This is a genomic window from Skermanella stibiiresistens SB22, from assembly GCF_000576635.1.
GTDB classification, from domain to species: domain Bacteria; phylum Pseudomonadota; class Alphaproteobacteria; order Azospirillales; family Azospirillaceae; genus Skermanella; species Skermanella stibiiresistens.
The window spans coordinates 1-21687 of the sequence record NZ_AVFL01000023.1 but is presented as its reverse complement, the minus strand read 5'-3'; the positions used below and the strand labels follow the sequence as shown (position 1 = coordinate 21687).

General features: G+C 61.6%; 25 protein-coding genes. 12 read left to right on the top strand and 13 right to left on the bottom strand.

Features of this window, described 5'->3' with window-relative positions:
* The first annotated feature begins 1 nt into the window (after nucleotide 1).
* The 4 genes from N825_RS25165 to N825_RS25150 all read left to right on the top strand — a co-directional run bounded on the left by N825_RS25165 (nucleotide 2) and on the right by N825_RS25150 (nucleotide 5081).
* Complete coding sequence (locus N825_RS25165; protein WP_037458237.1) at nucleotides 2-1804, top strand: hypothetical protein; 1803 nt, start codon at nucleotides 2-4, stop codon at nucleotides 1802-1804.
* Nucleotides 1804-2931, top strand: coding sequence for a cellulose biosynthesis protein BcsN (gene bcsN, locus N825_RS25160; protein ID WP_037458235.1), 1128 nt, complete (start codon nucleotides 1804-1806; stop codon nucleotides 2929-2931). Before N825_RS25165 ends, bcsN begins: the two co-directional genes overlap by 1 nt.
* Nucleotides 2932-3237: 306 nt before the next feature.
* On the top strand, nucleotides 3238-4011 hold the full coding sequence (locus N825_RS25155; protein WP_198038892.1) for a molybdate ABC transporter substrate-binding protein: 774 nt from the start codon (nucleotides 3238-3240) through the stop codon (nucleotides 4009-4011).
* Complete coding sequence (locus tag N825_RS25150) at nucleotides 4008-5081, top strand: GlxA family transcriptional regulator (RefSeq protein ID WP_342666048.1); 1074 nt, start codon at nucleotides 4008-4010, stop codon at nucleotides 5079-5081. Before N825_RS25155 ends, N825_RS25150 begins: the two co-directional genes overlap by 4 nt.
* On the opposite strand, the gene N825_RS25145 is transcribed toward N825_RS25150, so the two are convergent.
* The 9 genes from N825_RS25145 to N825_RS39140 form a co-directional block, all read right to left on the bottom strand.
* Entirely contained in the window at nucleotides 5065-5913 is an 849-nt protein-coding gene (locus N825_RS25145; protein ID WP_051513014.1) for an alpha/beta hydrolase fold domain-containing protein, read from the bottom strand. The genes N825_RS25150 and N825_RS25145 overlap by 17 nt on opposite strands.
* On the bottom strand, nucleotides 5903-6868 hold the full coding sequence (choX, locus tag N825_RS25140; protein WP_245613229.1) for a choline ABC transporter substrate-binding protein: 966 nt from the start codon (nucleotides 6866-6868) through the stop codon (nucleotides 5903-5905). The genes N825_RS25145 and choX overlap by 11 nt, the downstream gene beginning before the upstream one ends.
* Nucleotides 6869-6895: 27 nt before the next feature.
* Entirely contained in the window at nucleotides 6896-7378 is a 483-nt protein-coding gene (locus N825_RS25135) for a thioesterase family protein (protein WP_051513012.1), read from the bottom strand.
* Nucleotides 7375-8328 carry an L-carnitine dehydrogenase gene (locus N825_RS25130; protein ID WP_037458229.1) on the bottom strand — a complete coding sequence of 318 codons (954 nt, stop codon included), beginning with the start codon at nucleotides 8326-8328 and terminating at the stop codon, nucleotides 7375-7377. Before N825_RS25130 ends, N825_RS25135 begins: the two co-directional genes overlap by 4 nt.
* Nucleotides 8325-9233, bottom strand: coding sequence for a 3-dehydrocarnitine:acetyl-CoA trimethylamine transferase CdhC (cdhC, locus tag N825_RS25125; RefSeq protein WP_245613228.1), 909 nt, complete (start codon nucleotides 9231-9233; stop codon nucleotides 8325-8327). Before cdhC ends, N825_RS25130 begins: the two co-directional genes overlap by 4 nt.
* A 108-nt stretch (nucleotides 9234-9341) precedes the next feature.
* Nucleotides 9342-10370, bottom strand: coding sequence for a CobW family GTP-binding protein (locus N825_RS25120; RefSeq protein WP_037458226.1), 1029 nt, complete (start codon nucleotides 10368-10370; stop codon nucleotides 9342-9344).
* Nucleotides 10367-10690: a hypothetical protein gene (locus N825_RS25115; protein ID WP_037458225.1), complete on the bottom strand. Its 324-nt coding sequence runs from the start codon at nucleotides 10688-10690 to the stop codon at nucleotides 10367-10369. The genes N825_RS25120 and N825_RS25115 overlap by 4 nt, the downstream gene beginning before the upstream one ends.
* Before the next feature lie 27 nt (nucleotides 10691-10717).
* On the bottom strand, nucleotides 10718-11599 hold the full coding sequence (locus tag N825_RS25110; RefSeq protein WP_037458222.1) for a polysaccharide deacetylase family protein: 882 nt from the start codon (nucleotides 11597-11599) through the stop codon (nucleotides 10718-10720).
* A gap of 249 nt (nucleotides 11600-11848) precedes the next feature.
* The gene (locus tag N825_RS39140) at nucleotides 11849-12001 is read right to left on the bottom strand and encodes a hypothetical protein (protein ID WP_157619529.1); all 153 of its coding nucleotides are present in this window, start codon (nucleotides 11999-12001) and stop codon (nucleotides 11849-11851) included.
* Nucleotides 12002-12219: 218 nt separating this feature from the next.
* Here N825_RS39140 and N825_RS25105 point away from each other — a divergent pair, with 218 nt between their 5' ends.
* Nucleotides 12220-12969: an SDR family NAD(P)-dependent oxidoreductase gene (locus N825_RS25105; RefSeq protein ID WP_037458219.1), complete on the top strand. Its 750-nt coding sequence runs from the start codon at nucleotides 12220-12222 to the stop codon at nucleotides 12967-12969.
* Nucleotides 12970-13080: 111 nt separating this feature from the next.
* On the opposite strand, the gene N825_RS25100 is transcribed toward N825_RS25105, so the two are convergent.
* Both N825_RS25100 and N825_RS25095 read right to left on the bottom strand, forming a co-directional pair.
* A complete protein-coding gene (locus N825_RS25100; RefSeq protein ID WP_051513010.1) occupies nucleotides 13081-13542 on the bottom strand; it encodes a GNAT family N-acetyltransferase in 462 nt (153 codons plus the stop codon).
* Nucleotides 13543-13567: 25 nt separating this feature from the next.
* Nucleotides 13568-13798 carry a DUF1127 domain-containing protein gene (locus N825_RS25095; protein ID WP_037458216.1) on the bottom strand — a complete coding sequence of 77 codons (231 nt, stop codon included), beginning with the start codon at nucleotides 13796-13798 and terminating at the stop codon, nucleotides 13568-13570.
* Nucleotides 13799-13923: 125 nt separating this feature from the next.
* On the opposite strand from N825_RS25095, the gene N825_RS25090 reads away from it, so the two are divergent.
* The 3 genes from N825_RS25090 to N825_RS38100 all read left to right on the top strand — a co-directional run bounded on the left by N825_RS25090 (nucleotide 13924) and on the right by N825_RS38100 (nucleotide 15486).
* On the top strand, nucleotides 13924-14814 hold the full coding sequence (locus tag N825_RS25090) for a LysR family transcriptional regulator (RefSeq protein ID WP_037458214.1): 891 nt from the start codon (nucleotides 13924-13926) through the stop codon (nucleotides 14812-14814).
* A gap of 115 nt (nucleotides 14815-14929) precedes the next feature.
* On the top strand, nucleotides 14930-15178 hold the full coding sequence (locus tag N825_RS25085; protein WP_037458212.1) for a type II toxin-antitoxin system ParD family antitoxin: 249 nt from the start codon (nucleotides 14930-14932) through the stop codon (nucleotides 15176-15178).
* A complete protein-coding gene (locus N825_RS38100) occupies nucleotides 15175-15486 on the top strand; it encodes a type II toxin-antitoxin system RelE/ParE family toxin (protein ID WP_084165054.1) in 312 nt (103 codons plus the stop codon). The genes N825_RS25085 and N825_RS38100 overlap by 4 nt, the downstream gene beginning before the upstream one ends.
* A 91-nt stretch (nucleotides 15487-15577) precedes the next feature.
* Here N825_RS38100 and N825_RS39865 read toward each other — a convergent pair whose 3' ends face one another.
* Together N825_RS39865 and N825_RS39860 are read right to left on the bottom strand one after the other, a co-directional pair.
* Nucleotides 15578-16171 (bottom strand): DUF6036 family nucleotidyltransferase, encoded by a 594-nt coding sequence (locus N825_RS39865; RefSeq protein ID WP_198038891.1) that lies wholly within the window; start codon nucleotides 16169-16171, stop codon nucleotides 15578-15580.
* On the bottom strand, nucleotides 16119-16637 hold the full coding sequence (locus N825_RS39860; RefSeq protein ID WP_198038890.1) for a hypothetical protein: 519 nt from the start codon (nucleotides 16635-16637) through the stop codon (nucleotides 16119-16121). Before N825_RS39860 ends, N825_RS39865 begins: the two co-directional genes overlap by 53 nt.
* Here N825_RS39860 and N825_RS39855 point away from each other — a divergent pair.
* The 4 genes from N825_RS39855 to N825_RS39130 all read left to right on the top strand — a co-directional run bounded on the left by N825_RS39855 (nucleotide 16636) and on the right by N825_RS39130 (nucleotide 21501).
* Nucleotides 16636-16977 (top strand): nucleotidyltransferase family protein, encoded by a 342-nt coding sequence (locus tag N825_RS39855; protein ID WP_051513007.1) that lies wholly within the window; start codon nucleotides 16636-16638, stop codon nucleotides 16975-16977. The two genes, N825_RS39860 and N825_RS39855, sit on opposite strands and share 2 nt — an antisense overlap.
* Before the next feature lie 562 nt (nucleotides 16978-17539).
* Complete coding sequence (locus tag N825_RS38090; RefSeq protein ID WP_157619528.1) at nucleotides 17540-18595, top strand: AAA family ATPase; 1056 nt, start codon at nucleotides 17540-17542, stop codon at nucleotides 18593-18595.
* 313 nt (nucleotides 18596-18908) lie between these two features.
* Nucleotides 18909-20489 (top strand): hypothetical protein, encoded by a 1581-nt coding sequence (locus tag N825_RS39135; RefSeq protein WP_211098411.1) that lies wholly within the window; start codon nucleotides 18909-18911, stop codon nucleotides 20487-20489.
* An 862-nt stretch (nucleotides 20490-21351) separates the two neighbouring features.
* On the top strand, nucleotides 21352-21501 hold the full coding sequence (locus N825_RS39130; protein WP_157619526.1) for a hypothetical protein: 150 nt from the start codon (nucleotides 21352-21354) through the stop codon (nucleotides 21499-21501).
* Nucleotides 21502-21687: the final 186 nt, after the last annotated feature.

The window sequence follows — 21687 nt, the reverse complement described above, 5'->3', positions numbered from 1 at the left end:
CATGGTCAAAAATACCCTGATCGGTCTCGGCGCCGCCGTCGGCCTGTTCGCGGCCTGCCCCGCCCACGCTCAAAAGCCGGACATCGCTCCGTCCGCTCCCACCGTGACGCTCGATCAACCCCAGCCATCGGCCGGAGCGCTGGATGAGACCGCGCTGCGATACTACGCGTCGAAGCGGGATCTTGGCCGCGTCGAAGCGGAGATCCGGCGGCTCCAGGCGCTCGACCCCAGCTGGCAGCCGCCCAAGGACCTGCTGGCTCCCAAGCCCGCCACGGCGGGTGCCGACGAGACACCCGTTTGGGATCTGGCGGCCAAGGGCAAGACGGCGGAAGCCCGCGCCAAGCTGGCCGAGATCAAGCGGCTCAACCCGACTTGGACGGCGTCCCCCGCGTTGGAGAAGCACCTGAGCGTCCAGGAAACGCGCGGCGGCATTCAGCTCGCCAGCGCGGCGCGGAAATGGACGACGGTCGTGGAGATCGCGGGCCAGCATCCGGAACTGGTGGCGTGCGACACGATCGACATCATGTGGACCGTGGCGCAAGCCTATGGTGAGCTTGGGCGCAAGGGCGACGCCAACGACTTGTTCGGCAAGATCATCGGCACCTGCCCCAATGAAAAGGAGCGGCAGGACACCCTGCTCAAGGCGTCGGCTTATTTGAGCGAGACACAGCTGGCGACGCTGCTGAACCAGGAGGCGGCGCGTTCCAGCGCCGAGGGCAAACCCCGGTTCGAACAGGTCCGCGCCCAGCTGGAGCGGGGAAACTTGTCACGCAAGCTGACGACCGCCAAGGGCGCCAAGCTGGATCCGACGGAGGTCAAGTCGTTCGAAGAGGAGACCAGGGCCGCCAAGGATAGCGACGGCGCCGTGACGCTTGGTTGGTACTATCACAACGAAAAGAACCACCGCGAGGCGGAGAAGTGGTTCCTCTACGCCAACGCCTTGCGGCCTGACGAGAATTCCGCCGAAGGTCTCGTCTACACCTATCTGGCCTTGAAGGACCGGGAACGGGCCGAGGACGCCGCCAAACCCTGGTCGACGTCGGACAAGGTGAGGAAGGCGCTGGCCTCCGACAAGGGCTCGGCGGCCAAGGGCAGAGGCAAACCGGCCACCAAGTCCGCCGCCGCCGCGACCCAGCGGGCGCGTGGCGCTCCGGCCGTTCGCCCGGAATCCGCGGGTGACGCGGTCACCGCCGCCGCCATGCGGGCCGCCACCGCCGCCCATGCGCGGGGAGCCTCCTCCGACTGCTTGGCCCAGCTGAACCCCGTCCGCGAGCTGCCGGGCTGGACCAGCGCCATGGCCGAGATGCGCGGCTGGTGCCTGCTGTCGCTGAAGCGCGAGACCGAAGCGCGCATGGCTTTCGAGGAGGCCAAGGCGCTTGGCGCCACCGCCCCCGGAACGACCCCCGTTTCAACCGGCGTGTCGGGCACGCCGAGCGACGAGGACAATGCCCAGCTCGGCATCATCCTGTCGCGCCTCCAGGCCGGCATGGTCGACGAGGCCATGCGCGACCTCGCGACCAGCAACCTCAGCCGGGCCAAGATCGCGGAACTCCACGCCGACGCGCTGTCGCAGCAGGCGATCCGCCATTACGAGGCGGGCCACTACGCCGAGGCCCTGCGCCTGATCGAAGCTCGCAACCAAGTGATGCCGCCTCGCCGCGACCTGGAGATCCTGCGCGCTTATAGCCTCCGCCAGGAAAATAGGATCACCGAGGCGCTCGATATCTTCCGGCAACTCGACAAGCTGCTGAGCACACCTGAATCGCGCGAGGGAATCCGCGTCACCACCGGGGGCTATGAATAATGGTGAACCAGATTGGCCGCCGGTCCACCGGCGTCCGCCGCGTGATCAAGGCGGCGTTGTCCCTGAGCCTCCTCGCCTCCACGGCGGCCTGCACCGCGTGGTATGACCCGGAGGCCCAGCTCCCCAGTTCCCAGTCGTGGCGCAGGGTCGCCCAGGACGATGTTCCGGTCATCTTCACCGAGGACCACCCCCTGGACATCCTGGCCGCGCGGCGCCAGACCTATGGGAAGCTGACGGAAATCTTCGAACTGACCCTGGAGAACCCGACCATCCTGCCGGGCGAGAACAGCTTCCGGCTGGAAATCCGGCACCGTCCCACGTCGATGCTGACCAGCATCACGACCCTAAGCGAACCGTTCGCGACGCCGCGTTACGACCAGCGCGTGCTGACCGTCAAGCTGGAACAGGAGTTTCCAACGCTCCAGGCGAAGATCCAGCCGGACCTCCGCGTCAATCGCTATGGAATGTACAGCTACGCGACGGCGACGGATGGCATCGTCGGCTGCGTCCTGGCGTGGCAGGTGATCGACGATTCCGAGCGCGTCCTGCCGCCGATGTTCAAGCTTCTGCGCTCCGAGTATCGCTTCTGCGCGCCGGACAAGAAGCCCGGCGAGTTGCTGGAGGCGTTCGACACGGCGACCCTGTTCTTCAACGGCAACATGATGCCGTCGATCGAAACCGGCGCCTCCTACCTTGGCCATCGTGACGAGATCGTCCCGCCGTCCGAAAGGGGCGAGCCGCCAGTCGGCCGAAGCGCCCCCCGCGTCAAGCCCGAGTCCCCGACCCTGTCGATCAGCACACGTGGGAAATCCAGCGGCGACATTCCGCTGGGGCGGGCCAGCCTGCTGGACCTGGACAACGCGACGCACGCGGAAACCGTCCAGCGCTTGCTCCAGGGGGTTGGGCTCTACGAAGGACGGATCGACGGCATCTGGGGACCGCAATCCCGCAAGGCGCTCAAACTGTTCAAGGCGGCCAATGGCTTGCCGGCCAACGATGGCTGGGACGCGGCGGTTCAGCGGCGGATGGGGCAACTGGTACCGGTGCCGGGCGGACGATATGGCCAAGGCTCGTCATCACGCGGCCCCTTTCAAACCGCCACGAATTTGATTAGAGTGGAGGAGTAGGGAGGGGTGCTTGCTACACCCCTCCCGCGACTCCGTTAGAAGTTCAGTCCGATCTCGATTTCAATCTCGATCGTCTGTCCTTTCCAGCGGAGCCGGATTATCCATTTCAGCATGGATTCTCCCTCCAGTATGTCTCGGTGGAGTGGCCGTTCCGCTCCACCGGACACTGGCGAGAATAGGGGATAAGTCGTACCCGCGACACGCGAACATGCATGCCGTGGCATGCTGTCCATGTCCCTTCCCCGATTAGGAAGTGAACTCCATCACGCTCCGGTATCGATGCCTCCGCCTACCGATTCGGTTCCCGTGATCAACGCCAAACCGATCCGCCTTCACGCGGCTGGCAGCTTGAAGGCGGCGCTTTCGGAAGTCGCAAGCGCCTATACCGCCGAGACCGGCGCTCCCGTGGAAGCGATGTTCGGCTCGTCAGGACTGATCCGCAGGCGTTTGGAGAGGGGCGAGCTTGGAGATATCTTCGCCTCCGCCGATCTTGGCAACCCGATGACCTTGTCGCACCTGGGACTGGCGGGTCCCGTGGTGCTGTTCGCCCGAAATCACCTCTGCGCGATCGTCCGGCCGGGATTGGAACTGACTCCGCGAACCCTGTTGACGAGCCTGCTCGACCCGTCGATCAAACTGGCGACCTCGACTCCTGGGGCCGACCCATCCGGCGATTATGCCTGGGCGATGTTCGCGAAAGCGGAAGCCGTGCTGCCGGGCAGCCGGGAGAGGCTGGAGGCCAAGGCGCTGACGTTGACCGGCGGGCCGAACTCCCCCCATCCGCCGGTGGGACGGACGGTCTATGGATGGCACATCCAGGAAGGCCGGTCCGATGTCTTCCTCACCTACCACACGGCGGCGCGTCACGTTCCTTCTGAGTTGCCGGGCGCCACCGTGGTGGAGCTTCCTCCCGAACTTGGCGTGGCGGCCGAGTATGGATTGACCGTCATGGAGAACGCGGATAGGGCCAAGGCCTTGCCCTTGGTCTTGTACATCATGTCTCCCCCCGGCCAGCGGATCCTGGCCCGCCATGGCTTCGCCGTGGCCGGAATACCGGATGGCTTGCACGGCGGCGGCTGATCGCACACTGTCGGACACGTGAATTTTGGCGACGGAGGCTGGGCCTGAACGCGATACCGTCTAGCGAGCGGCCAGGTGAGCGGACCGGCCGCGATATCGCCTTCCTCCTGTTTCCCAAGTTCTCGATGATGGCCTTCACCTGCGCCGTCGAACCCTTGCGTGTCGCGAACCATCTGATGGGCCGACCGTATTACCGCTGGTCGACCGTTTCCGCCCAAACCGGCATCGTGATGGCCAGCAACGGCATGACGCTGGTCACGGATCATCGGTTGGGCGATCTCCCCTCTCCCGGAATGCTGATCCTGTGCGCGGGGTTCGATCCCGGCGAGACCTTCGACGACGCGATGGCGGTTCCGCTGCGCCGGTTCGACCGGCAAGGCACCATCCTGGGCGCCATCGACAGCGGCAGCCTGCTGCTCGCCCGCACCGGCCTGCTGGACGGGCACGCGGCGACGACCCACTGGGAATGCCTGGACAGCTTGGCCGAGCAGTTTCCCCGGATCGAGGTCCAACCCTCGATCTTCGTCATCGACCGTCGGCGCTTGACCTGTGCTGGCGGCACCGCGGCACTGGACATGATGCTGCACCTGATCCGTATCGACCTCGGCCATCGGGTCGCCGTCGCCGTGTCCGAGCAGTTCATCCACCCCGCCATCCGCGACGCCCATTCCAGCCAGCGGGCGGAGGTGCCGCGGCGGCTGGGGCTCCAGCATGCCAAGCTGGCGGCGGCGGTCCAGATGATGGAGCAGAATCTCGAGGAGCCGCTGTCGCTGAACACTGTGGCCGATCGGGCGGGCCTGTCGCTCCGACAGATGGAGCGGCTGTTCCACGCCGGTCTCGGCCAGTCTCCCACCAGCTACTATCTCTGGCTTCGGGTCGAGCGGGCGCGTTCCCTGGTGCTCTACTCCACCCAGCCGCTGTCGGAAATCGCCGTCGCATGCGGCTTCGGCAGCTACGAGGGCTTTTCCCGGACATACCGGCGCCACGCGGGAGCCTCGCCCAGCAAGGATAGGGCGACGGCGCGCCTTCAGCCGGCGGTGGCCGCGACCACGCTCACGATGCGGGCGTGACCAAGCCCGCGGCGAGCGCGCGGGCGCCATCGTCCAGCGCGGTTTCCGCCAGGGGAACCTCCCGGCTCCAGTGCAGGAAGCCGTGACGCATGCCGTCGTAGACGCGGAGTTCGGCACCCGGCATTAGATCGGACAAGGCGAGGCTGTCGTCCAGCAGCGGATCGAGGGCCGCGGCACCGATGAAGGCGGGCGGCAGTCCGGATGGATCGGCCGCCAGCACGTCCATCACGGCACGGTCCACGCCGCCCGCCAGATAACAGGCTTCGTAGAACGACAGGTCGGCGGGCGTCAGGCCGTATTCGGGAGCGGCGAAGCGCCGGCGGGACCGTCCGTCGCGCAAGCCATAGAGACCATAATACAGCAGCATGAACTTGATCAGGTCGGGCCGTCGCACCGTGGCCGACAGCGCCAGGAAGGCTCCGGCGGAATCGCCGCCGATCGCCAGACGCGCCGGATCGATGCCATGGTCCGCCGCCCGACCGGCCAACTCGACCACCACGGCCTCGACCACATCGAGCGCCGCGGGATACGGGTGTTCCGGGGCCAGCGGATAGTCGACGCCAACGACCATGGCTCCCGATCGTCGGCAAAGCTGCCGCATGATACGGTCGTGGGTGTCGAGCGAGCCGACCACGAAGCCGCCACCATGCAGGTAGATCAGCGCCGGCGCCGCAATCGCGTCCGAAGGCCGGTAGAACCGAACCGCGACGCCGCCGCCCGCCACCTCGAGCACCGCGTCCGTGACCGATGCCAGCGGAATAACCGGCTGGTTCCAGCCCGCCCGCTCGGCGGCGTAAGCCGCCCGCAGCGCCGCGATGTCCTCAGGAGGCAAGGCCGAGCGCCGACTTGACGGCGGGCAGACCCGGCTTGCCGTCGAACGTGGTGACACCGGCCAGCCACGGCTCCAGCGCCGCCGGGTTGGCCCGCATCCACTGCTCGACCGCCTTCTTCGGGTCCATCTTGTCGTTCAGGATCATGACCATCATGTCGTTCTCCATCGGAATGGAGAAGACCATCTGTTTCAACAGGGTACCCAGGTTCGGGCAGGCTCCCGTCAGGCCAGACCTGGTTAGGGTGCGGACCGTGGCGCTGCCTCGGTTGGGGCCGAAATACTCCTCGCCGCCATCCAGGTAGCCCATCGGTAGCTTGACGTTCATCGGGTGCGGCGCCCAGCCCAGGAACACCGCCCATTCCTTCCGCCGCGCCGTCCGGTCGACCGAGGCCAGCATGGCGGCCTCGCTGGACTCCACCAGCTTCCAGCCACCCAAGCCGTAGGCGTTGTCCGCTATCATCTTCTGGATCTTCGCGTTGGCGGAGGAGCCGGGCTCGATGCTGTAGATCGTGCTGTTGAACTTGTCGGCGTGTTTGTTCAGGTCCTCGAAGGTCTTCACGCCCGCGTCCGCCGCCGCCTTGTTGACCGCCAGCGTCGTGGTGGCGCCCTCCAGGTTGACGGTTGCGATGTCGATCTGGCCACCATCGATGTACTTGCGGGTCATCTCCTCCTGCGCCGGCATCCAGTTGCCCAGGAACGCGTCCAGGTTCTTTGACTTCAGCCCCTCGATCGACACAGCGACCGACAGGCTGACGACCTTCGGCTCGTACCCCAGCGCCGACAGGATCACCGCCGCTGTCGTCGTGGTCGAGGTGATGTCCGTCCAGCCGGGGTCGGACATCCGGACAGGCTTGCACTCGGCGGGTTCGGCGGCCGATACCGCCATGGACCACAGGGAGACACCACAAAGCGCGATACCGGCGGCTGTCATCATGCGGGCGGTTTTGAAAGGCATGTTGGTTCTCCCTGTTTTTGGTTGAGATTATGACTGGTTGGATGGAACCCATCGTGGCGGCATCGCCGGGAAGTCCGCTCCGGACGACCTGACGAGCCGTAAGACACTGTCGAGAACGCCGGCGTCGAACGGCATCGCCTTCGGTCCAGGCGGGCCGACCGACAGCAGGACCAATTCGGTCCGAGCCACCGGCTGATCGGATCCGGCCAGATACATCGCGTGCTGGACCAGCATCCGCTTCCGATCCGCGGCGGTGACCCAGCTGCGGATCTCGACCTCCTCGCCCTCGGCGACCTCGGCGAGGTAGAGGACGCGGGCGTCCACCGTGTAGACCGATCGGCCGGTCCGGCGGCGGAACGCGTCGTCCATGCCGATCGCGTCGAGCAGGGCGTCGGTCGCGTGGCCGAAGATCAGGACGTAGTAGGCCTCGCTCAGATGTCCGTTGTAATCGACCCAGTCCGCGATGATCCGGGCCCGGTGCGAGTGAAGCGCGCCTGTAGCCATCATCATGCCGGCCGCTCGTGCCGCACGGGGGCCAGCGCCTCGATCAGCCTGATCAGGCAGTCGTCGCGCCAGCGCTCCAGCTCCGCGACCGAGCGTCCGTCGGCCTGCGCCGCCGTGCCCTCGACCATGCGGTCGCGCAGTTCGCGGGTCAGCTCGGGGGCCACCAGCTTGGTCCAGGGCAGCTTCAAGGCCGGGCCGAACTGGTCCAGCATGTGGGCCATTCCCCCTGCGCCGCCCGCCAGGTGGAAGGTCAGGCAGGTGCCCATGAAGGCGTAGCGCAGGCCCGGCCCATAGACGATGGCGTCGTCGATGTCCTCGGTGGTGGCGATCCCCTCGTTGACCAGGTGGAGCGCCTCGCGCCACAAGGCCTCCTGGAGCCGGTCGGACAGGTAACCCTCGATCTCCTTCCGCATCCGCAGCGGCCGCATCCCGATCGAGCGATAGAATGCCGCCGCCCGCTCCACCGTCTCCGCCGCCGTGCGCTCGCCGGGAACGACCTCGACCAGTGGCAGCAGGTAGACCGGGTTGAAGGGGTGGCCGATCACGACCCGCTCCGGGTGCCGGCACTCCGACTGGATGCGCGACGGCAGCAGCCCCGACGAGCTCGACGCGATGATCACGTCCGGCCCACAGCCGGCGTCGATCTCGGCCAGCAACCCGCGCTTCAACTCCTCGCGCTCCGGCGCGTTCTCCTGGATGAAATCGGCCGCGGCGGCGACCTCGGCCACCGACCTGACGAAGCGCAGGCGGTCCCGGCTGGCTCCCTCGGCCAATCCCATCCGCTCCAGCGCCGGCCAGGCGTTCTCCACCGCCGCGACCAGCGTCGCCTCGCCGGCGGGAGCGGGGTCGTAGGCCACCACGTCCAACCCCTGGGCCAGCGCCCGCGCCGCCCAGCCGCTGCCAATCACGCCGCCGCCGACCAGCCCAAGCGTCTTTATGATCCTGTCGGTGCTCATGCCCGCCGCCTCAACCCAAGTGTTTCCCGCGCCTCGTCCGGTGTCGCCACCTTGGAACCTAGCGCCTCGATGATGGTCACCGCGCGCTCCACCAGACTTCCGTTGCTGGCGGGAACGCCCCGGTCCAGGTACAGGTTGTCCTCCAGTCCGACCCTGACGTTGCCACCCAGCAGGACCGCCTGGGCCACCATCGGCATCTGCATCCTGCCGATGCCGAAGCCCGCCCAAACGGCGCCCGGCGGCAGCATGTCGCGTAGCGCCAGCATCAGGCGCGGCTCCGGCGGCATTCCCCACGGAATGCCGAGACAGAATTGGAACAGCGGTGGCGCTTCCAGCAGACCTTCGTCCAGCAGCTGTTTGGCGAACCACAGATTACCGGTGTCGAAGATCTCCAGCTCCGGCTTGACGCCCAACCGTTGGATGATCGCGGCTTGCCGGCGCAGGATGTCCGGCGTCGAGACATAGACCAGCGACCCATCGCCGAAGTTCAGCGAGCCGCAGTCCAGCGTGCAGATCTCCGGCAGCAGGTCGGCGATGTGGACCGCCCTGTCCTCCGCCCCGACCAGATCGGTGCCGTCGCCAAAGCCCAAAGGCGCGTGGTCGGGACCGATATACAGGTCGCCGCCCATGCCCGCCGTCAGGTTGACGATGACATCGCCGCCGCTGTCGCGGATGCGGTCCATCACCTCGCGGTACAGGGCGGGATCGCGGCTCGCCTTGCCGGTATCCGGATCGCGCACGTGGATATGGGCGACAGCCGCGCCGGCCGAGGCCGCCTCCAGCGCCGCCGCCGCGATCTGCTTCGGTGTCACGGGGATGGCGGGATGCTTGTCGACGGTGTCGCCAGCGCCGGTGACGGCGCAGGTGATGATGACGCGTCGGTTGATCTCGGTTGAATGGGCCATGGCGCACCGTGCCGCTCGCTGTTCCTGTGAGCGTCAGTGTGAGCCAGCCACGGCACGCCGCTTGACAGAATCCGTCATGGACATGACGCCAAGCGACACGAGCGACGCCTAAAGCGCGGACAGCCCCAGAAAAGCCCGCAGGGACGCCTCGATCCGCTCCCGCTCCAGCCCGCGCACGATGAAGACGATCCGCGATCTCCGGTCCCCATCCGGCCAGGCGTCCAGGTGGATCGGCGGGTGGATGACGTGCTGCACCCCGTTGATCACCACGGGAGCGTCGCCGCCCCTCAGGTTCAGGATGCCCTTGACCCGCAGCAGGTCGTCGCCATGCCGGTTCAGCATCATGCTGAACCAGATGCCGAACGCGGTCCAATCCAGCGGCTCGTCCAGCGTCACGCTGAAGGTTTGGATCGCCGCGTCGTGCCTGTTGCGGTCATGACCGTGGGAATGGTCATGGTGATGTTCCCGCTCCTCCCCCGCCAGCCGCAGCCAATCCGCCACCACCTGGCCCCGGGAACCCACGTCGTAGGGGTCGGAGGACAGCAGACCGCCGATGTCCAGGTTCGGATCGCCCGCCAAGTCGATGGGCGCCGCGTGGTTGATTGCCCGCACCCGCCCGACCAGCCGCTCGACCTCGTGGGGCTCCGCGATGTCGGTCTTGGTCAGCACGATGCGGTCGGCGACGGCGATCTGGCGGACGGATTCCGGCTGGCGGTCCAGGTGGAACCCGCCATTGACCGCATCGATCGTGACGACGACGTTGCCCAGCCGGAAGTGATGCCGGATCACCGGCTCGCCCATGACGGTCGACAGGATTGGCACCGGATCGGCCAGCCCCGTGGTCTCGATCGCCAGCCGTTGGAACGGCGGCACGACACCCCGGCTCCGCATCGAGTACAGGTCCCGGATCGCGGAGCCCAGGTCCTCGCGGATCGTGCAGCAGACGCAGCCGCTCTTCAGCAGGACGATGTCGCCCTCGACCCGGCGCAGCAGGTGATGATCCAGCCCGACCTCGCCGAACTCGTTGACCAGCACGGCGGTGTCGGCCAGATCCTCAGAGGCCAGCATCCGTTGGAGCAGGGTCGTCTTCCCGCTCCCCAGGAACCCCGTCAGGACATTGACGGGAAGCCGGCTCACCCGCCCCTCCCCAACCGATCCATTCCCAGCCGCTCGATCAAGGCCGGGTCGAGCGGGTCGCAACCCCGCCCGATCATCCGCTCCGCCGCCTGCCACAAGTGGGTCAGGTTGTCGACGATCTCGGTTTTCCCCGTCCTGTTGGATAGCAGATAGGCGCTGCCCTGCCAGTCGTCGGACCTCAGCGCGTAATGCGCCAGCACCCGGTTGACGGTGGCGACCCGTCCCAGCCGCTCGCGCCGCCGGGCGCTTGGATCATCCACTCCGGTGGCGCCGTCGGTCCAATGGGGTCCGCCGCCCAGAACCCCGCATAACCCGCACATCTTCTGTCTCCCTCGATCGGCCCGCCGTCACTTCTTCCGGGGCGAGCGCCGGGCGAAGTCGTCGGCGATCTCGTCGAAGGTGCAGAAGCGCACGCCCGGATGCCGGATGATGTGGGCGTAGAGCCGTTCCAGCATCATCAGGACCTGCGGCCGGCCGGAGACATCGGGGTGGATGGTCATGGTGAAGACGGCGTGATCGTTCTCCCGGTAGACCCAGTCGAACTGATCCCGCCACATCTCCTCCAGATGGCGCGGATTGACGAAGCCATGGCTGTTCGGCGCCTTCTTGATGAACATCATCGGCGGCAGGTCGTCGAGGTACCAGTTCGCCGGGATCTCGATCAGGTCGGTTTCCTGACCGCGCACCAGCGGCTTCATCCAGTCGTCCGGGTCCTGCGAGTAATCGATCTTGGTCCAGCTGTCGCCGACCCGCACGTAATAGGGATGGAAGTCGTTGTGCATCAGGCTGTGGTCGTACTTGATGCCCCGCTCCAGCAACAGCTCGTTGGTGACGGTGCTGAACTCCCACCACGGCGCCACATAGCCGGTCGGCCGACGCCCGGAAAGCTGGGTGACCAGCTCGATCGACTTGTCGAGAACCCTCTCCTCCTGCTCGCGCGTCATCGCGATCGGGTTCTCGTGGCTATAGCCGTGGATGCCGATCTCGTGGCCCGCCTCGGCCACGGCCTTCATCTGCTCGGGGAACGTCTCGATCGAGTGGCCGGGCACGAACCACGTCGTCTTGATGCCGAAGCGGTCGAACAGCTTCAGCAGGCGAGGCGCCCCGACCTCGCCCGCGAACAAGCCGCGCGAGATGTCGTCCGGGGAGTCCTCACCCCCATAGGAGCCAAGCCACCCCGCGACTGCGTCCACATCCACCCCGAAGGCACACAAAATTTCCTTGGGCATCGGCGCGATCCCTCCCTATCGACGTGTCGGAACATACCATTTCCGAACGCCGCGGGAACCGGATGGTTGCCGGCCAAGTTCACGCTTACGCTCAGTGCTTGGCGCCAAGTTCCTTGGTCACGCTCATCGCGTAATAGACCGACACGCTGAAGCTGGCGAAGGCACCCACCACCATCACGAGATACAAAATCTCACCTGTCGACATATCGTCACCCTACCGTCATTGGGTTGATCCGGGTCCAGTACCGCTCAGCCGGCGGGAAGCGCCTTGCCGCGCGCGTTCGTCACGGTCTTGAGCAGCGTCCGCGCGGTCGCGATGACGCCGGTCAGCACCAGACCGGACAGCGCCAACCCCGAACCCAGGACCAGCATTCCGAGGACGACGAAAAGCAGCGTTTCCATTTTTCCACCCATCACCAAGCGATGGGGAAACGCTACGGCCACAAGAACTGTAGGGCTTTGATTCAGGTCAAATCAGCTGTCGGATTCAACCAGCCGGCAATCTCCTTGAGTTGCCACGCGGTAGCTTCTACCAATTGCCCATCGAGTACGGACGTAATCGCGTACCGCGCCATCGACCAAAATCAAGAACCACCGAACCAAGAACCTGTGGGGGAAAGATGATCTACGAGAACCGTTACAAGGGCCGTCGCGCCGTGATCACCGGCGGCGCGTCCGGCATCGGCTTTGGCGTCGCCAGCCGGCTGGTGGCGGAAGGAGCGTCGGTCTGCCTGTGGGACGTCAACCCCGACAGCATCGCCAAGGCCACCGCCGAGCTGGGCGACAAGGCCATGGGCGTCCAAGTCAACGTGGCGGACTGGGACACAGTCGAACGCGCGGCCAGCGAGACGGTCGCGAAGCTGGGGGGCATCGACGTGCTGGTCGCCTGCGCCGGCATCACCGGACCCAACACGACGCTGTGGGACTACCCGGTCGACAGCTGGCGTCAGGTGATGGACATCAACGTCAACGGCATCTTCCACTGCAACCGCGCCGTGGTGCCGCACATGATGTCGGGCGGCTACGGCCGCATCGTCAACATCGCTTCGGTCGCCGGCAAGGAGGGCAACCCCAACGCGTCGGCCTACAGCACGTCCAAGGCGGCGGTGATCGGGCTGACCAAGTCGCTGGGCAAGGAATTGGCCAAGACGAACATCACCGTCAACGCCGTGACCCCCGCCGCCGTCAAGACCGCGATCTTCGATCAGATGACGCAGCAGCACATCGACTTCATGCTGTCGAAGATCCCGATGGGCCGCTTCGGCTTGGTCGAGGAGATCACATCGCTGGTCTGCTGGATCGCCAGCGACGAGTGCTCGTTCACCACCGGCAGCGTGTTCGACGCGTCCGGTGGCCGCGCCACCTACTGAGTCCCGCCCACCCCGTCAAGTTGGCCGTGGTGGTATGATCCACACGGCCAAGGGTTCCCGGAATCGCTTCGCCGCCGTGGCGTTTCCGGAGGACCTCCGTCGAACATTCCCTCACAACCACTTTTCAAAACACACGCGGTCGTCCATGCCGACATAGCGCCCGTAGTTGTCGCGTCCGCGGTATCCGTGGCGGGTGTAGAACGCGACCGCCTCGGTGTTGATGGCCATCGTCTCCAGCCAGATCCGGGAGAAGCCAAGGCGGCGCGCCTCCCCTTCCAGCGCCTCCAGCACCACCGAGCCGATGCCGCGCCGGGCCTTGCTGGCGTACATGCGCTTGACCTCGGCGACATCCGGCTCGCCAGGAATGGGGCGGATGGCGCCGCAGCCCACGGCCTCGGTCCCGTCCAGCGCCAGCAGGAAGACGGAGCGCTGGTCCCGCGGGTTCCAGTCGGCGAAGGAGTGGCGGCCGTCGTGGCCGAACCGGCGCAGGAGTTCGGCGGACAGGGCGTCGATCAGCGGCATCGACGCCGGCGCGTCGGGCAGGCTTTGGATGATCGTCAAGCGGGGAGGCATGGCATCGTCGTTCGCGGCGTGGGGATCAGCGGTGGGCGCCGCTTGGCGCGGTGCCCATCGAGGCTTTCCGGATGTCGTCGCGCGTGACGCCGATGTCGCGGAGCAGGGTGTCGTCGGCGTCCATCAGGTAACGATAGTCGCGCCGGATCCGCCGATGTTCGAGAAGTGCCAACCAGGCGCCGGCCGCCGAATTGAGGATGGTTTGGCCGAGGCTTCCGGTCGTGCTGGAGTGCCGTAAGGCCGTTGAGTGCTTCATGGTCGGGTCCCCCGAATGCGCGGTGACGCGCGGTGTTGTTCAAGCGGTGCGCCCTAAAGATTGCTTCCGGCCAACCATTAGCGCAAATTGCATCTTTGGATCGAAACCATAAGGAAAGGTTTGAGATGCGGAACCTCAGCCTCGATCAACTCGCGACCTTGGTCGAGGTGCTGGAGGGCGGCAGCTTTTCCGCGGCGGCCCGGCGGCTCAACCTCAGCCAGCCGGCGGTCAGTCAGCAGATCCGGGAGTTGGAGGCGCGTGTCGGCGTCCAACTGGTCGAGCGGCTGGGCAAGCGGGCTTTCGCCACCCATGCCGGCGCCGAGTTGGTCGAACACGCCCGCGTCCTGGCCCGTGACGCCGGTTTGGCCCTGGCCGCGATGCGGCGGCATCGGGAGGGTTGGCTTGGCCGGGTGCGGATCGGCACCGGCGCCACGTACCTGGCCTATTTCTTCACGCCCATCCTGCGGCGGCTGCGGGACGCGCATCCCAACATCGAACTGGAGATCACCGTGGGAACGACCCAGTCGATCGTGGAGAGCATGTTACGGAACGAGATTGACATCGGCGCCGTGACCCTGCCGGTGGATGAGCGGGTTTTCGACGTGACCTATATCAGGAGCGATCCGATGCAGGCGGTCCTGCCGACCAGCTACGAGGGTGTTCCGGACATGGTGACCGCCGAATACATGATGGGGCAGCCGCTGATCCTGGAATACGCCAAGGCCACCACGGGCCGGATGGTGCGCGAGTGGCTGACCGGCGCCGGCGCGCCGCCGCGCCCGGCCATGGAGTTGGACATGATCGAGGCGATCAAGTCCATCGTGGCGGCCGGCCTGGGAGCCTCCATCCTGCCGTTCGAGTCCGTCATGCGCCGCCCGATGCCCGAGGGCATGATGACGCGCCCGCTCTCCCCGCCGATCCCGCGCCGGCTGGGACTGATCCAGCGGCGTGATAAGGAGGCGGACCGGGCGCTGGGCTTGGTCCGGGCGGAGTTGCTGGGGCTGGCGGATGCGTGAGGGGGTGGAAGTTGGGGGTGGCCATGGGGGAGCTTGGGGAGGTGATCGGCGCGCTCGATTGCCAATCCCGGTGCGGTCCGGTAGCCTATGTCAAAGCTTGGCATAGGAGTCGCGCGTGTCCACCAATGTGAGCCTGACGGCCGAACTTGAGAAGTTCGCCCGGAGCTGTGTCGAAAGCGGACGGTACAACAACGTCAGCGAAGTCGTCCGGTCGGGGCTGCGGCTTTTACAGGAGAGCGAGGAACGCCGCGCCGGGTTCATATCGATGCTCGATGATGTCCGAGGCGAGGCCGACCGCGAAGGCACCCATGATATCGACGCCGTCGCCCTGGAAATGGACGAGATCATCGCGGCGTCCAAGTGACACCACCCACGGCGGTGTTGGCTCCCTGGGCACGGCGCGATCTACTCGCGGCGGTCCGTTGGATCGCCAAGGACAATCCATCCGCAGCCACGGCGTTGCGGGACACGGTTGTGGGCGCCGCTCACCGGATTGGACAGCATCCTCGAATTGGGACGGTGAGAAACGACTTGGCGCCGCAAAACGTGAGGTTTCTACCTGTGAGCGGCTTTCCCTATGTCATCGTTTATGATGCGCGGTCTGAGCCGGCACTGATCCTCCGAGTCCTCCACGGTGCCCGCGAGTTGCCGGAACTGCTGCGGGACCTTTGAGGGCACGGAGTCCGCACTTTGGAGGATCCCGCGGGCTGGAAGCCCGCACAGCCTGAGCGGCGGAACTATGCTTCGACGCTTTTTCTTCCTCTCACTTCAGCGTATCGAGAAACGCCGTCGCGGCCGCTTGAGCTTGGTCGTTGGGAGCAGTTTCGACAAACAGCCGCCTGATCAAATCGATATCGAGCGGCCTCGCTTGATGACAGGCGAGGATGAAGCTTCTGTCCTTCTCTCGTAACGGATGGAGTTTGGAAACGATCAAGTCATTCGTCGCCGGTGCCACGGCGGTCACCATGCGCCCGTGGCTGTGGACCGTCCTGCTGACCGCGCGTTCCCGCCAATCAGGAGGCAGGCATGCCGTCGTCTCATCCACGCCATCGATGTAAAAGCCATGCGCGGTGTGGAAATCCGAGAGGTAGCCAAACAACACGCTGATTTCCTCCGACGCTTCCGCGTCGGGGTTCGCCGCCTCCCACTCCCTGGCATTGACCGGGTAGGCGTCGATCTCGACCGAAGTCCGCATGACCACCGGAGCATCGGGCCAGCCGACCAGAATTGCCTGACTGCCGATGATGATCGTCGTATCGGTCTTGAAGTACTCGCACAGCGCCCGGACGGCGCGGTCGAGTCCGCTACCGTGCGGACATCCGTGCCTTCCGCCACATGCGCCTCCGTGTGGCCTCATCGGCGATACGTAGACGCTCGACATGTGGAAAAGGTGAACTGAGCCGAAGACGGGCGGCATCCTGTGAGCGGGACGAGATGAGCCGGCAAATGCGGTCGGAGGGCTGAGACAGGAGCGAGTCCCATTCGCCAACGAAGGTCCTGCGTTCCTCTTCCTCCCGCCAGCGCGCCACGACCTTACGCGCGTCGTCGATCAAGCTGGAGTCGCGCGCCAGCCGCCGCACGACCAAGCGGTGATACATCAGCTTCAGCCGGTCGTTGACGATCTCGCGATGCATGGTGGCCTCCAGTGCCAAATTAAACTGGCGGAGGGTGGCACGCAAGGCTGCTGGAAGGCTGATGCCTGCCCCGGTTCCTGCTGGGTTCTTGCCCGCTGGAACCATGGCTTGCTGCGGCTTCCGATCGACGACGGCTTGTCCTTCGCGGGGATCAGGAGCATGTTCATCGCGGGTGGCGGAGGATTGCATGGCACGGGTGATCGATCAAATCGACGGCGCATCCAGGCCAACCCTGTACGCGGTCGCCGAATCGCTCCGCGAGAACAAGTCGAGGCTGCGGAAGGCGGGCATTGGGCGGGTCGTCGTCTTCGGGTCGGTCGTTCGAGGAGAGGATACCAGGGACAGCGATGTCGACATCATGGTCACTCCCCTGCCCTCCGTGACCGTCAGCGGTCTGCGTCTGGCCGGCTGGAGGAACCTCCTGACCGACATCATTGGACGAGAGGCGGATGTGGTCGCGGACGAATGCCTGCGTGATGCGGTTCGTGCCTCAGTCGAAGCGGAAGGCGTGGAAATCTTCCACGCATGACGACGTCCAGCGCATCTAGGATATCGCATTAATGGTGGTCTGTCCCCAATACCGTTCACTTAACGCAAAAGAGAACAAGATATTGTGGGCACCAAGCGGAAAAATACCCAATATCTGGCTTTCGGCCGACTTAAGTGAACGGTATTGGGTCTGTCCCCGGTTCTATGTCGCGACCTACTCGTGGCGGTCTGTCAGATCGCCAAGGACAACCCCTCCGCCGGCACGGCTTAACGGAACGTAGTCGTGAGCGCAGCACGCCGGATCGGACAACGTCCTCGAATTGGGGCGGTGAGAAACGACTTGGCGCCGCAAAGCGTGGGTCCACTACCTTGGCGCGATATTGAGGGACATTTACTGTGGCTCTTATCAATCTCAAGCTGAATGAATCTAAAGGAAGATGTGGTACGCAGCTATAATGACATTCCAAAGTTGATCGCCGTCAATGCCTATTTGCCTCCTATCGAATCAGAAACGCCCGATTGTCCTTTGCCAAAAGTCATAGGTTAGGGTAAAATAGTTGATCGAACCGTACTAGGCTCGCTGGCTGATAGATGTGAACATAATGGATTACGAAATTTTAGCCCCAGATGGCTCTCCACTTCAACCTATCCAGAAAATACTTTTTGGCCCGCCAGGAACAGGAAAAAGCCATCATGTTGGCGAGAGGCTCCTGCTAGACTGTGATTGGCAGCAGAATGTCGTGAGAACTGTTTTTCATCCTGAATACAGCTATGGCGATTTCGTTGGTAAATTGCTTCCACTTTCACGTCCAGATGGCGGTGTTGCCTACAATTATTATATTGGTGACTTTTTTCGTGCCCTGGCAAGAGCGTACTATCTACTTATATCCCAAGAAGTTCCCGAACCTGTTGCCCTTATCATTGATGAAATTAACCGTGGAAATGCGCCAGCGATCTTTGGAAAGGTTTTTCAGTTACTTGATCGTAACCTTAACGGTTGGTCCAATTACGCTGTATCGATGTCGGACATGGAAATCTTGGCACTAGCTCGTAAGGTGGGGTTTGAAGAAAATACAAGGTCTGGCCAAATTACTGGATTCAGTTTCATCAAACCCAAGAACGAAGCCGCTATGGTAGAATTGAGCGAAATGCTTAGAGAAAGAAGAATTGTACTCCCACCTAATCTTTCGATAATTGGAACAATGAATACATCAGACGAGTCAATCTTTTACTTGGATAGTGCATTTAAACGTAGATGGAACTGGCAGTATATTAGAAACCAGTTGAGCGAAACGAGTGCTCATATGGAAAGTCATTTCGAATACGAGCGTTTGTCATACGACTGGATCAACTTCGTGGATGCCGTCAATTCATTTATTATTTCCTGTGCCGACAAAGTGAGAAGAGTTGAGGACAAGACTATAGGATACTGGTTTATAAAGCCGACGCGCGATAAAGTACTTGACGCTGAAAACGTAAGGGAGAAAATTCTATTTCATCTCTGGGACTCAGTCTTCTCACGATCTAAACAGCCATTGAGCGAATTTTTAGGAAAAGACACTAGACTCTTTACATTTGGCGATTTCTCTGACGGATTTGGAAAATTCCAAAACCGTTTGGAGGAGTCTCACGGGCTTGAATCTAAAATTCCCTTCTAACTCAATCTATGAGAGTTAACTGTACCATGATCGCCTTTGACAAACTGCAAATCAACGTAGATGCTACTAATTCATTTGTTGGCCTCCAGAAGTTCAACGGAAAACTTACACTACATCTTCCAAAGGGATATAGTGGCGAAACTGATATCGGAAGCTTCGAAAGCAAAAAAAAGCGTTTTTCGAAATGTTTTGTTTATTGAGGAAGTTTGCAAACCTTTTGCAAAATAACCAATATTCTGAAGATTCTATTAATAAAATACTATCGAACTCGCGAGATGGAACTTATCAGTCTAGTGAAGAAACAAACAGAAAAATGGCGCAGACCGCTATCCCAATACCTGGATATGCGCGATTTGTTCAACTTGAAGCAGTATTAAATATACATGAGCTAGTGCAAGAAAGTTCTATCATAAGGAATCTTGGGAAATCGAGTGATGCATTCAATGAATGGTGTCTCCGCAGCTTAGACCAGGCTACCTTTCTTTCGGACGGCACAGCCATATTCCAAGAAAGTTGTGAATTGAGAAACGAAATTCTATATTGGCCTGGACCTATTTTCCGGTTGTACGCTTTTGTACTTGTCGAACTTATATCAGAAATGGATCAGCGTGAAATGATCCATCCTGAAATGAGTGTGCTGGCAGAAGCGTGTCATGAGCAGTTGGGAATAGCCCATGGCATGATGTTTGATCAGGACTATTTCGAACTAGTAAGGGATACACTCCGAGATGAGTTGGAAAGAATTGATTGTACTACAAACTATAAAGACAATCTTTATCATGATGTATTTGACGCCATCTATGCTTTTTTGTATGCTTCGAATGAGCAATCTGTTGAACCAGACGGGGTAATATGGGGGTTTTCGAACTTTTGGGCTGTTTGGGAGAGCATGTGCCTCACAGAACTCGTAGAGACTACGAGCATAAATCATCTCTTGTGTGTTGATACTTCCTTTATTAATTTTGGACATAGTACCGACCTTTGTTTCTCCATCCGTGGCTCTAATGAAGAAAAATGGATTAATCTTCGCCCAGACGCCGTAGTAGAAAGCACCGCTCTGCTAAATATCCGCTTAAAGACAAATGCTTGGGATGATTTTGGATATAAGGCAACTTATACATTAAGTCTGCCCATCTCAGGCGTGAGCATGAAAGTTAAACTGGCATCGTTAGACCACCAGAAGGGAGATTTTCACTCTTCACATTCGTCTAACTCTCTGGTAGAAAAAGGCTTGGCAGTGGTAATCGATGACAAAGATCGGTATGGTCAAAAATATATTGCTATTAACTTAAGATATCCATTCCCAGATGATATTGTGTCTCATATTACTTTGGATGATGATGAAATTGACAACATGCCTCAGAATGATCGAATATATCTCTTTAAAGTACTTATACGGCTGAACAGCTTGTCTGTACAATATGTTCTCGATGGAACTAAGGGTAGTTTAGATTTTCCAAAATGGCTTGAGAAAAACGCAGGTAGAAGTGAGTTCTTAGAAAAATGCATATTTCGAGAATATACAGACCAGTCGTTGAGGATTCTAGCAAAAGATTTCTTCGATATAATTGAAAAGCACAGAGTTGATTGGGCGGCAGCCCGTCACGCGCTTGTGCCTGCTCTCACTATCATTGACATCAAATATGTGAACGAACATCAGATGCTCGACTCGAAAGCTGAAACCTGGGTTTTTGAGAAAGATCTGAGAAAGCAGTTTGTCTACGAGAAAATACTTCAGAGCCGCTATCCTCGACATAGAATTAGAAGTGAGCTATGGCTACCCACTAAGCGGGAAAGTGGAATATTGGTCGAAAGTTATCCATCTGTATATTCCCACATTCATTTGCGGCTGAAGAATTTTCGGGATACGATGAATGTATATATTCATCGTTGATAAATTTTGATAAATAGGCTTCTCTATGATCAAATGCTCTACAGAAGCTGTCAGATCGAATAGAAACTTGCTGCCGATCCGCCCGGCACGTTTCCCAATTTCGCTTTTTGCTGCAAGCAGCGTGGGCGACAAGACTTCTCCGTCTACGCGAGGGAATGCCTTCGAGATACGGCCAAGATATGCCCACACTTGGCTCCGAGGAACTGGTAATCAGCAGCGTGTAGCGCCACCTTCATATTCACGAATTCTACACTAATCTTCTCATGAATATAACGAAGCACGGTATGAGTATAGGTGTGCATCACACCTTCATCTCATCACGGGGATAAATTCAACGACACCGTCTACCAAGGCTGCGACACCACCATCACATCCTGCGCTCGGCTTCACAAGCATTTCAACATCATCGCTCGGCTTAGAGGACCTATCATAACCCTAGCCGCCAACATCTAAGCAGTTGATTTTATTGCGTGAACGAAGGTTATGTTAGGCGCTCTTAGTGGTGGCGGCGATCCGATATGGTGTTGTAAGTCCAACGACCGCCTTCCAGTCGCAGCGGCTCGCGATGACTGTCTCAAGCATTCAACGTCCATTCCACCACCGACGCGAAGTGGGCGGCAACGGAGTTGGTGCCGCATAGTAGGGAAGAGAAAACCTGATATGAAACAGCCATCAGTCACGTGGCAGTTCCCGGTTGCCATCGCGCCGAAGAGCCAGGCGCCCCCTGTCCCATCCTTGACATTCCGGGGTAACCCAATCAGAGTCGCCGCAGCCCACGCACCCGCGGGGCGGTCGAACGAGGAGCTTGCAACTTCCCCGCCCGACCTGACCACTGATAGCCCGTGTTAAGGAAAATGTATCAATGGCTACCGCCACCAATAGCACACCGCCCGGCGCCTTCGCGCGCCGATTTTTGGTGACCGTCGCCGTGGGGGTTTCGACCCTCGCGGCGACGGGCGAACCGTGGGGCGTCGCGGAGTTCCGCGGCGCCACGGTCACGCTCCCGTCCTGAGAGTTGGAGTTCGGCGTCAAGCCCGAACACCGGCCCGCTCCCTGACTTGGGATCGAGCGACGGCGCCCCCCGTGCGCGCGTACGCCCCTTGTCGTGTCGCTTTCTCGGAGACGCGGATCAACAGCCATGTCGACACTGTTATCGGGCACTCAATAATCCCCACTTGAGGGCATTGAAAATTCCTCA

Bases quoted from the DNA above. Each gene is read 5' to 3' on its own strand.
- N825_RS25115 (WP_037458225.1), bottom strand. From the start codon at position 10,690: ATGTGCGGGTTATGCGGGGTTCTGGGCGGCGGACCCCATTGGACCGAC.
- N825_RS25110 (WP_037458222.1), bottom strand. From the start codon at position 11,599: ATGCCCAAGGAAATTTTGTGTGCCTTCGGGGTGGATGTGGACGCAGTC.
- N825_RS25095 (WP_037458216.1), bottom strand. From the start codon at position 13,798: ATGAAGCACTCAACGGCCTTACGGCACTCCAGCACGACCGGAAGCCTC.
- N825_RS39865 (WP_198038891.1), bottom strand. From the start codon at position 16,171: ATGAGGCCACACGGAGGCGCATGTGGCGGAAGGCACGGATGTCCGCAC.
- N825_RS25130 (WP_037458229.1), bottom strand. From the start codon at position 8,328: ATGAGCACCGACAGGATCATAAAGACGCTTGGGCTGGTCGGCGGCGGC.
- N825_RS25090 (WP_037458214.1), top strand. From the start codon at position 13,924: ATGCGGAACCTCAGCCTCGATCAACTCGCGACCTTGGTCGAGGTGCTG.
- N825_RS39140 (WP_157619529.1), bottom strand. From the start codon at position 12,001: ATGGAAACGCTGCTTTTCGTCGTCCTCGGAATGCTGGTCCTGGGTTCG.
- N825_RS38090 (WP_157619528.1), top strand. From the start codon at position 17,540: ATGGATTACGAAATTTTAGCCCCAGATGGCTCTCCACTTCAACCTATC.
- N825_RS25100 (WP_051513010.1), bottom strand. From the start codon at position 13,542: ATGCCTCCCCGCTTGACGATCATCCAAAGCCTGCCCGACGCGCCGGCG.
- N825_RS39855 (WP_051513007.1), top strand. From the start codon at position 16,636: ATGGCACGGGTGATCGATCAAATCGACGGCGCATCCAGGCCAACCCTG.
- N825_RS39860 (WP_198038890.1), bottom strand. From the start codon at position 16,637: ATGCAATCCTCCGCCACCCGCGATGAACATGCTCCTGATCCCCGCGAA.
- cdhC (WP_245613228.1), bottom strand. From the start codon at position 9,233: ATGGCCCATTCAACCGAGATCAACCGACGCGTCATCATCACCTGCGCC.
- N825_RS25105 (WP_037458219.1), top strand. From the start codon at position 12,220: ATGATCTACGAGAACCGTTACAAGGGCCGTCGCGCCGTGATCACCGGC.
- bcsN (WP_037458235.1), top strand. From the start codon at position 1,804: ATGGTGAACCAGATTGGCCGCCGGTCCACCGGCGTCCGCCGCGTGATC.
- choX (WP_245613229.1), bottom strand. From the start codon at position 6,868: ATGCCTTTCAAAACCGCCCGCATGATGACAGCCGCCGGTATCGCGCTT.
- N825_RS39130 (WP_157619526.1), top strand. From the start codon at position 21,352: ATGGCTACCGCCACCAATAGCACACCGCCCGGCGCCTTCGCGCGCCGA.
- N825_RS39135 (WP_211098411.1), top strand. From the start codon at position 18,909: ATGGCGCAGACCGCTATCCCAATACCTGGATATGCGCGATTTGTTCAA.
- N825_RS25165 (WP_037458237.1), top strand. From the start codon at position 2: ATGGTCAAAAATACCCTGATCGGTCTCGGCGCCGCCGTCGGCCTGTTC.
- N825_RS25135 (WP_051513012.1), bottom strand. From the start codon at position 7,378: ATGATGATGGCTACAGGCGCGCTTCACTCGCACCGGGCCCGGATCATC.